This is a genomic window from Corallococcus llansteffanensis, from assembly GCF_003612055.1.
In the GTDB taxonomy this organism is placed as follows: domain Bacteria; phylum Myxococcota; class Myxococcia; order Myxococcales; family Myxococcaceae; genus Corallococcus; species Corallococcus llansteffanensis.
This window is the reverse complement of record NZ_RAWB01000457.1, coordinates 1-8015: the sequence shown is the minus strand read 5'-3', so window position 1 is coordinate 8015 and position 8015 is coordinate 1. Positions and strand designations below refer to the sequence as shown.

Below are 8015 nucleotides of genomic sequence, written 5' to 3'. Positions count from 1 at the left end.
GGTGTGGCTTGGGGGGACTAGCGCGCGGCGAGCGGGGCCATGGCGGCCTTCGCGTCGTCGAGCTTCACGTTGACGGCCTTGGCCAGCCGCGTGCCGTAGTCCGCGTTGGCCGTGTAGAAGAAGCCAACGAGGCGCGCCTTGACCTTCGCGTCACGCACCTGGCCCAGGTCGCCGGCCAGGTTCTGCACCAGCCGCTCCTTGCCGCCCGCGTCGAGCGCCGCCCAGAAGGCGCCCGCCTGCGCGAAGTTGTCCGTCTTGTCGATGGCCCGCTGCTGCGTGGTGCCCGAGAGGGGCGCCTGGGACAGCAGCGCCGCGGGCGTGTCCATCGTCTCCTTCGTGATGCTGGGCTCGTAGTTCACGTCCGACTTCGTGTTGGCCGTGTTCATCGCGCCCGCCTGGCTGTTGTTGTTCACCGCCGTGCGCGCGTGGTTCACGGGCAGCGACAGGTAGTTGGCGCCCACGCGGTAGCGCTGCGTGTCCGCGTAGGAGAAGAGGCGGCCCTGCAGCAGCCGGTCCTCGGACGGCTCGATGCCCGGCGGCACCACGCCCGGGGAGAAGGCGGCCTGCTCGGTCTCCTCGAAGAAGTTGTCCGGCATCTTGTTGAGCGTGAACTTGCCCAGCTTCACCGGGGGCAGCTTGTCCTTGGGCCACTCCTTCGTCGCGTCCAGCGGATCGAACGAGAAGCTGTCCAGGTCCTTCGGGTCCAACACCTGCACGCTCAGCTCCCACGAGGGGAACTTGCCCTGCTGGATGTTCGTGTAGAGGTCGTGCGTCGCGTGCTGGAAGTCCTCGCCGCCCAGCTTCGTCGCCTCCTCCACGGTGAGGCCCTTCACGCCCTGCTGCGACTTCCAGTTGAACTTGACGTACTTCACCTCGCCCTTGGCGTTGACGAACTTGTAGGCGTGCACGCCGTTGCCATCCATCTGGCGGTAGCTCGCCGGGATGCCCAGGTCCGAGTAGAGCTGGGTGAGCATGTGCGTGGACTCAGGCTGGTGGCTGAAGAAGTCGAAGAAGCGGTTCGGGTCCTGCCGGTTGGTGATGGGCGACGGCTTGAGCGAGTGCACCATGTCCGGGAACTTGATGGCGTCGCGGATGAAGAAGATGGGCAGGTTGTTGCCGACCAGGTCCCAGTTGCCCTGGTCCGTGTAGAACTTCAGCGCGAAGCCGCGAGGATCGCGCAGCGTCTCCGGCGAGCCACTGGGGTGGATGACCGTGGAGAAGCGCACGAACATCGGCGTCTTCTTGCCCTTCTGGGAGAAGACCGACGCGCGCGTCAACTGCGAGAAGTCGCCGTAGCTCTCGAAGGAGCCGTAGGCGCCCACGCCGCGCGCGTGCACCACGCGCTCCGGGATGCGCTCACGGTCGAAGCGCGCCAGCTTCTCGATGAGGGCGAAGTCCTCCAACAGGATGCCGCCCCGCGGCCCGGCCGTCTTCGAGCTCTGGTTGGTGCCCAGCGGCGCACCGGAGTCCGTGGTGATGGGGGGAGGGTTCCCGGCCGCGAGGGCAGGTGCGCCGGACAGCAGGACCGCGAGTAACAGGGAGCGACGCATCAAAGTGAACTCCTGGGTTTCGGGGGAAGGCGGAGCTGGACAAAGCACGCCCCATGCCGCCAGGATGAGCCAAGGAAATTCAAAGACTTGGCGTATTGACTGTGAAATAGCCACCGGCATTTCGGTGATTTCACCGAAATGCCGGTTGTTCGCGGCACCGCCCTGGCGGTGTTCCAGTCAGCACCGAAAATTCGGTGTGGCCGTATGACGCGCTTTGATGCCTCGGTGCGGCATCATTTCCAGGGGGCCGGGCGCCCGGGTTCTTGAGCGCATTGTGCTGGGGCTCGGGTAGGGTGCGCGCATGTCAGGCCCGTTTATCGACGACGCGCGGATTGCAGAGGCGCGGAAGCTGGCGGACGAGATCGTCAACCCGATCTTCGACCTCATCCAACACAACACCACCGTCTCCAACGAGCGCACCGTGCTGCGCTTCTTCGGTCTCTCCGGTGCGGGGACGCGCGGCGTGCCGCTCGCCAACCTCATGGTGGACAAGCTGAAGGCCGCCGGGGTGCTCAACCGGGGGGCCGCGTACTGGTACGGCCGCGCGCTGCAACTGGGCGCCAAGAGCCCGCTGGAAGCGGTGGAGCGCCTCACCGCGCTGCCCGCGGACAAGATGGGCGTGCTGTCGCCGGAGATGGAGGCCAACCTGCGCGACGAGGTGCGCTCGGAGGCCCGCGCGGCGATGGCGGAGCTCAAGTCGCGCATCGCCCAGCGCAACGCGCTCCGCGAGCAGTTCCCCATGTCGCCCGCGCCGCACAAGTACGTCATCGTCGCCACGGGCAACATCTACGACGACGTGGATCAGGCCCGGGCCGCGGCGCAGGCAGGCGCGGACGTCATCGCGGTCATCCGCTCCACGGCGCAGTCGCTCCTGGACTACGTGCCCCACGGCGCGACGACGGAGGGCTACGGCGGCACCTACGCCACCCAGGAGAACTTCCGCGTGATGCGCGAGGCCCTGGACGACGAGAGCCGCAAGCTCAAGCGCTACATCCAGCTCACCAACTACTCGTCCGGCCTGTGCATGTCGGAGATCGCCTTCTGCGCGGCGTACGAGCGGCTGGACATGCTGCTCAACGACGCGATGTACGGCATCCTCTTCCGCGACATCAACATGCGGCGGACGTTCATCGACCAGTACTTCAGCCGCCGCATCTGCGCCCTGGCCGGCATCATCATCAACACCGGCGAGGACAACTACATCACCACCGCGGACGCCTACGACGCGGCCCACACCGTCATCGCCAGCCAGTTCATCAACGAGTGCTTCGCCAAGCGCGCGGGGCTCAAGGACTGGCAGCTGGGCATCGGGCACTCGTACGAGATCGATCCGTACCGCGACGACACGCTGCTCCTGGAGCTGTCGCAGGCGATGCTGGTGCGCCGCTGCTTCCCGGACGCGCCGCTCAAGTACATGCCGCCCACCAAGCACAAGGAGACGGACATCTTCTTCAGCCACGCGTACGACGTGATGGCGGACCTGGTGGCCATCTGGACGCGGCAGGGCATCCAGCTGTTGGGGATGATGACGGAGGCCATGCACACGCCGCTGCTCGCGGACCGGTACGTGGCGCTCAAGTCCGCGTCGTACATCCACCGCGCGGCGCGCGGCATCGACGAGGAGTTCACCGTCCGCGAGGACGGGAAGATCGCCAACCGGGCGCGAGAGGTGTTCGCCAACGCGGAGCAGCTGCTGCGCGAGTGCCATGCCGAGGGCATGGTGGCCGCCATCGGCAAGGGCCGCTTCGGCGACGTCAAGCGCGAGGAGACCGGTGGCAAGGGCCTGGACGGCGTGTTGCCGAAGGCTCCGGATTACTTCAACCCGTTCCTTGAAATGCTGGAGGCGTCATGATGCTCGGTACCTTCCTGACTGTGATGTTGGCCGCGGGCGGCGGTTCCGCGGATGCGCTGACAAACGTGTCGGTGAAGAACGTTTCGCTCAAGGCCCCGGCCGCGTGGACGCGTTCGTCCATGGACGGCACGGAGAAGTTCCTGGCGCCTTCCGGTGACGCGTACTTCCTGGTGGACGTGGGCGCGGTGCAGACCGCGGGCATGAAGGCGGAGGTCTGTCGCCAGAAGATCCTCGCGAGCATCGGCGGCACCAGCTGGACGATGGTGAAGGTGGGCGGCCAGCCGGCGGCCTGGAAGGCGGACACGGACGCGGCGCCGGACGGCAGCGGCAACGTGGACACGGTGACGTACGTGGGCTGCAACGGGAAGACCACGTGGTCGGTGGTCTTCTACATGGAGCAGGGCAAGAAGGATCGTTTCGCCGCGGTGGCCGAGAAGGTCGGCACCAGCGTGACGTTCACTCCGCCCAAGGGGAAGTGAGCCGATGGTGAAGCCGAGCAAGCAGATCATCCGCCCCTACGGAGACCGGCGCGACGACGGCATGGTGCAGCTGTCGTTCACGCTGCCGGTGCCGCTGTCGGAGAAGGCGAAGGAGGCCGCCGCCCAGTTCACGAAGAAGATGGGCTTCACCGACGTGAAGGTGGCGGCCGCCGAGCGGGCGGCGGACCAGTACACGTTCTTCGTTGTCTACGCGCGCTCCGCCGTGTCGCTGGACTACGCGGAGATCGACGTGCCGGAAGTGGTGGTGCGCAAGATGGGGTTCAACGACCTCAACGCGCTCATCAAGGAGAAGGTGGGCCGCCGCATCGTTGTCTTCGGCGCGTGCACCGGCACGGACACGCACACGGTGGGCATCGACGCCATCCTGAACATGAAGGGGTACGCGGGCGACTACGGCCTGGAGCGCTACCCGGGCTTCGAGGCGTTCAACCTGGGCAGCCAGGTGCCGAACGAGGACCTCATCAAGCGCTCCATGGCGAAGCAGGCGGACGCCATCCTCGTGTCCCAGGTCGTCACGCAGCGCGACGTGCACAAGGACAACTCGCGTCAGTTCATCGACGCGGCGAAGGCCGCGGGCATCCACGGCAAGACGCTGCTGCTCTTGGGCGGGCCGCGCGTGGACCACAAGCTGGCGCTGGAGCTGGGCTTCGACGCGGGCTTCGGGGCGGGCACCAAGCCGTCCGATGTTGCGAACTACATCGTCCACGCGGTGTTGAAGAAAGAGGGCAAGGAGTCCCAGGACTCCCACTACCAGGGGGAACCCACGTGAGCACGGGCGTGAAGGCGGTACTGCGGTTGCGCATGGGCAGCCATGACGCGCACTACGGCGGCAACCTGGTGGACGGGGCGCGGATGCTCGGCCTGTTCGGCGACGTGGCCACGGAGCTGTGCATCCGCTCGGACGGGGACGAGGGGCTGTTCCGCGCCTACGACGCGGTGGAGTTCCTGGCGCCGGTATACGCGGGCGACTTCATCGAAGCGGAGGGTGAGATCGTCAGCATGGGCAACTCGTCGCGGAAGATGCGCTTCGAGGCGCGCAAGGTCATCCGTCCGAGGCCGGACGTGAATGACTCCGCGGCGGACGTGCTGCCGGAGGCCATCGTCGTGTGCCGTGCGACGGGCACCTGCGTGGTTCCGAAGGACAAGCAGCGGGGGCAGAAATGAGCAAGCCCATGGTGATCACCGCGGCGATGGTGGGCGCGGAGACGACGCGCGAGCAGACGCCGTACCTGCCCATCACCGCGGAGGAGATTGCCGAGGACGCGGCGAAGTGCCGTGAGGCCGGCGCGGCGATGGTGCACCTGCACGTGCGCACGGCGGAGGGCAAGCCGTCCCAGGACGCGGAGCTGTTCCGCGCGGCGATCCGCGCCATCCGCAAGCGCACCGACGTGCTCATCCAGACGTCCACGGGCGGCGCGGTGGGCATGGACGTGGACGAGCGGTGTGGCGCGCTCACGCTCACCGGCGCGGACCGGCCGGACATGGCCACACTCACGACGGGCACGGTGAACTTCGGGGAAGAGGTGTTCTGGAACCCGAGGCCGCTGGTGCGTGACATCGCGAAGCGCATCCGCGCCATTGGCTTGCGGCCGGAGCTGGAGTGCTTCGACGTGGGGATGATCGACGAGGCGCGCTACCTGGCCAAGGAGGGCCTGGTGGAGCTGCCGGCGCACTTCGACTTCGTGCTGGGCGTGCCGGGTGCGCTACAGGCGCGGCCGGAGGTGCTGGACTTCATGATCGCCGCGCTGCCGGAGGGCTGCACGTGGACGGTGGCGGGTGTGGGCCGCCAGCAGCTCCCGTTCGTGGACGAGGCCGCGAAGCGTGGCGGCAACGCGCGCGTGGGCCTGGAGGACAACATCTACCTGTCCAAGGGTGTGCTCGCGAAGGGCAACCACGAGCTGGTGGCCGAGGCCGCGAAGCGCGCTCGTGCGAACGGCCGCGAGCCCGCCACGCCCGAGCAGGCCCGGCAGCTCCTGCGCTTGAGCTGAAGTCGGATGCGAAGTCGCGGTGCCCGGGCGCGGAGGACGCCCCGGGCCCGCGAGCCTCACGGGCGCTTCACGCGGCCCACGCCCAGCCCACGCGTCCGTCGGGCCGGACCAGCATTCCGCCGACGTCGCGGAGCTCGGCGCGTCGCGCGCGGTACGGGCGCTTCACGCGGCCCACGCCCAGCCCACGTGTCCGTCGGGCCGGACCAGCATTCCGCCGACGTCGCGGAACTCGGCGCGTCCCACGGGCCCCCTGCACGCGGCACGGGCGCTTCACGCAGCCCACGCCCAGCCCACGTGTCCGTCGGGCCGGACCAGCATTCCGCCGACGTCGCGGAGTTCGGCGCGTCCCACGGGCCGTCGCGCGCGGAGCTGTGTCGCCCTCGGAGGCCATCCCGGCTCCCAGCGAGGCAGGGGGCCTGAGCCGAAGCCCAGCATCAACCACCGGCCCGGATGCAGCGCTGCGTAGAGCGCGACGTCCGTGCCTTCGTCCTGCGTGAGGTCCAGGTCGCACAGCCTGCGCCCGCTCCATTCGGGCAGGAGAGGCGCGTCCAGCCGGGGCGCAGGGACCTCCAGCGACGCGTAGCCCACGTCGAGCGCGCCGATGGCGTTGGCCAGCTTCCGGTTGAGGTCCGGTGCCCGCAGCAGGTCGCTCATCACCTCGCGCAGGGCCAGGGTCTCCTGCGTGGCGCTCATGAGCGCGGTCTGCGCCAGCGTGTTGCGGATGAGCGCATCCCCCACCGGCCGGCGCTCGCGCATGTAGCTGTCCAGCAGCGCCTCCGGCGCGCCGTCCTTCACCACCGCCGCGAGCTTCCAGCCCAGGTTCATCGCGTCCTGCAACCCGACGTTGAGCCCCTGGCCTCCCGCCGGAAAGTGGATGTGCGCGGCATCCCCAGCGAGCAGCACACGGCCCTCCCGGTAGCGCTCCGCGAGCCGTGTCTCGTTGCCGAAGCGGGACAGCCACCGGGGATCCTTCATGCCGAAGTCCGTGCCCGCGATGCGCGTGCTGCTCTCTCTCAGTTCCTCCAGCGTGACGGGCTCGCGGACTGACACGTGTTCGCGAAGCGGATCGTTGATGACGATGCGATGGACGCCCGGCGCCATCGGCACCACCATCACGCCGCCCCGCGTGTTCGCGATGCCGATGGCCGGCTGTGACGGCGGCTCACCGAGCGTCACGTCCCCCAGCACCGCCGTGCGCGTCACGTCCGTTCCCGGAAAGGCGATGCCCGCGAGCCTCCGCACCGCGCTCCGCGCCCCGTCCGCCCCCACCACGAAGCGCGCCCGGACCTGGAACAGGCCCTCGCCCGACGTTCCCTCCAGGTCCACGCCTTCGTCGTCTTGGCGCAGCACCTCCACGGTGTGGCCGCGCAGCACGTCCACGCCCAGCTCCCGGGCCCGCGCCTCCAGCAGCGCCTCCGTCACGGCCTGCGGGAGGAACAGCGTGTAGGGGAAGCGCGTGTCCAGCACGCTGAAGTCCAGCCGCGTGTCCAGCATCGCGAAGTGGCCCGTGGGCAGCGGCCGGCCCCGCTCCAGGAACCGTCCCTCCAGTCCGCGCAGCGCCAGCACCTCCAGCGAACGCGGATGCAGCGTCAGCGCCCGCGACTCACGCACCGGCTCCGCGCGCCGCTCGAATACCCGGACGCGCACCCCCGCCAGCGCCAGCTCGCAGGCGAGCCACAGCCCGGTAGGGCCACCTCCCACCACCGCCACCTCGAGGACTTCCGCCATGACCGACCTCCCGCCCGAAGGCTTAAACTAACGTTGTTAGGGATCAACTAACGGTGTTAGTTTGTCAAGTCAGCGAGGGTGGACCGGGGCATGCGAATCCAGCGGGAGCAGGTCGTGGCGGCGGCGTGGGCGCTGCTGGATGAGGCGGGCCTGGAGGGCCTGACGATGCGCGTGCTGGCGAAGGCGCTCTCCATCCAGGCGCCGTCGCTGTACTGGCACTTCCCGGGCAAGCAGGCCCTGCTGGACGCGATGGCGGACACGCTGGTCCAGGACGTGGCGCGGACGTTGACGGCGGACTCGCCCTGGGAGCCGGTGGTGCGCACCGTGGCGGACGACCTGCGGCGCGCGTTCCTCCAGCACCGCGATGGCGCCCGCGTCTACGCCGGCACCTTCGTCG

The 8015-nt window shown here is 68.8% G+C and carries 8 protein-coding genes; 6 read left to right on the top strand and 2 right to left on the bottom strand.

Features of this window, described 5'->3' with window-relative positions; genetic code table 11:
* Positions 1-17: 17 nt before the first annotated feature.
* Complete coding sequence (locus D7V93_RS31810) at positions 18-1553, bottom strand: catalase (protein ID WP_120646956.1); 1536 nt, start codon at positions 1551-1553, stop codon at positions 18-20.
* Between the two features lie 298 nt (positions 1554-1851).
* Between D7V93_RS31810 and kamD the strand changes: the two genes are divergently transcribed.
* The 5 genes from kamD to kce are packed head-to-tail and all read left to right on the top strand — an operon-like array spanning position 1852 to position 5890.
* The gene (kamD, locus tag D7V93_RS31805; protein WP_120646955.1) at positions 1852-3402 is read left to right on the top strand and encodes a lysine 5,6-aminomutase subunit alpha; all 1551 of its coding nucleotides are present in this window, start codon (positions 1852-1854) and stop codon (positions 3400-3402) included.
* Positions 3399-3881 carry a hypothetical protein gene (locus D7V93_RS31800; protein WP_120646954.1) on the top strand — a complete coding sequence of 161 codons (483 nt, stop codon included), beginning with the start codon at positions 3399-3401 and terminating at the stop codon, positions 3879-3881. The genes kamD and D7V93_RS31800 overlap by 4 nt, the downstream gene beginning before the upstream one ends.
* A gap of 4 nt (positions 3882-3885) precedes the next feature.
* A complete protein-coding gene (gene kamE, locus D7V93_RS31795) occupies positions 3886-4671 on the top strand; it encodes a lysine 5,6-aminomutase subunit beta (RefSeq protein ID WP_120646953.1) in 786 nt (261 codons plus the stop codon).
* Positions 4668-5066: a 3-aminobutyryl-CoA ammonia lyase gene (gene kal / locus D7V93_RS31790; protein ID WP_199728875.1), complete on the top strand. Its 399-nt coding sequence runs from the start codon at positions 4668-4670 to the stop codon at positions 5064-5066. The genes kamE and kal overlap by 4 nt, the downstream gene beginning before the upstream one ends.
* A complete protein-coding gene (gene kce / locus D7V93_RS31785; RefSeq protein WP_120646952.1) occupies positions 5063-5890 on the top strand; it encodes a 3-keto-5-aminohexanoate cleavage enzyme in 828 nt (275 codons plus the stop codon). Before kal ends, kce begins: the two co-directional genes overlap by 4 nt.
* A gap of 270 nt (positions 5891-6160) precedes the next feature.
* On the opposite strand, the gene D7V93_RS31780 is transcribed toward kce, so the two are convergent.
* The gene (locus tag D7V93_RS31780; protein ID WP_120646951.1) at positions 6161-7618 is read right to left on the bottom strand and encodes an FAD-dependent monooxygenase; all 1458 of its coding nucleotides are present in this window, start codon (positions 7616-7618) and stop codon (positions 6161-6163) included.
* 90 nt (positions 7619-7708) lie between these two features.
* Here D7V93_RS31780 and D7V93_RS31775 point away from each other — a divergent pair.
* Positions 7709-8015 (top strand): TetR family transcriptional regulator (locus tag D7V93_RS31775; protein WP_120646957.1); only part of this gene is annotated, 307 nt, incomplete at its 3' end.

Excerpts from the sequence above, each read along its gene's own strand:
- kamD (WP_120646955.1), top strand. The coding sequence starts at position 1,852 with ATGTCAGGCCCGTTTATCGACGACGCGCGGATTGCAGAGGCGCGGAAG.
- D7V93_RS31800 (WP_120646954.1), top strand. The coding sequence starts at position 3,399 with ATGATGCTCGGTACCTTCCTGACTGTGATGTTGGCCGCGGGCGGCGGT.
- kamE (WP_120646953.1), top strand. The coding sequence starts at position 3,886 with ATGGTGAAGCCGAGCAAGCAGATCATCCGCCCCTACGGAGACCGGCGC.
- kce (WP_120646952.1), top strand. The coding sequence starts at position 5,063 with ATGAGCAAGCCCATGGTGATCACCGCGGCGATGGTGGGCGCGGAGACG.
- D7V93_RS31780 (WP_120646951.1), bottom strand. The coding sequence starts at position 7,618 with ATGGCGGAAGTCCTCGAGGTGGCGGTGGTGGGAGGTGGCCCTACCGGG.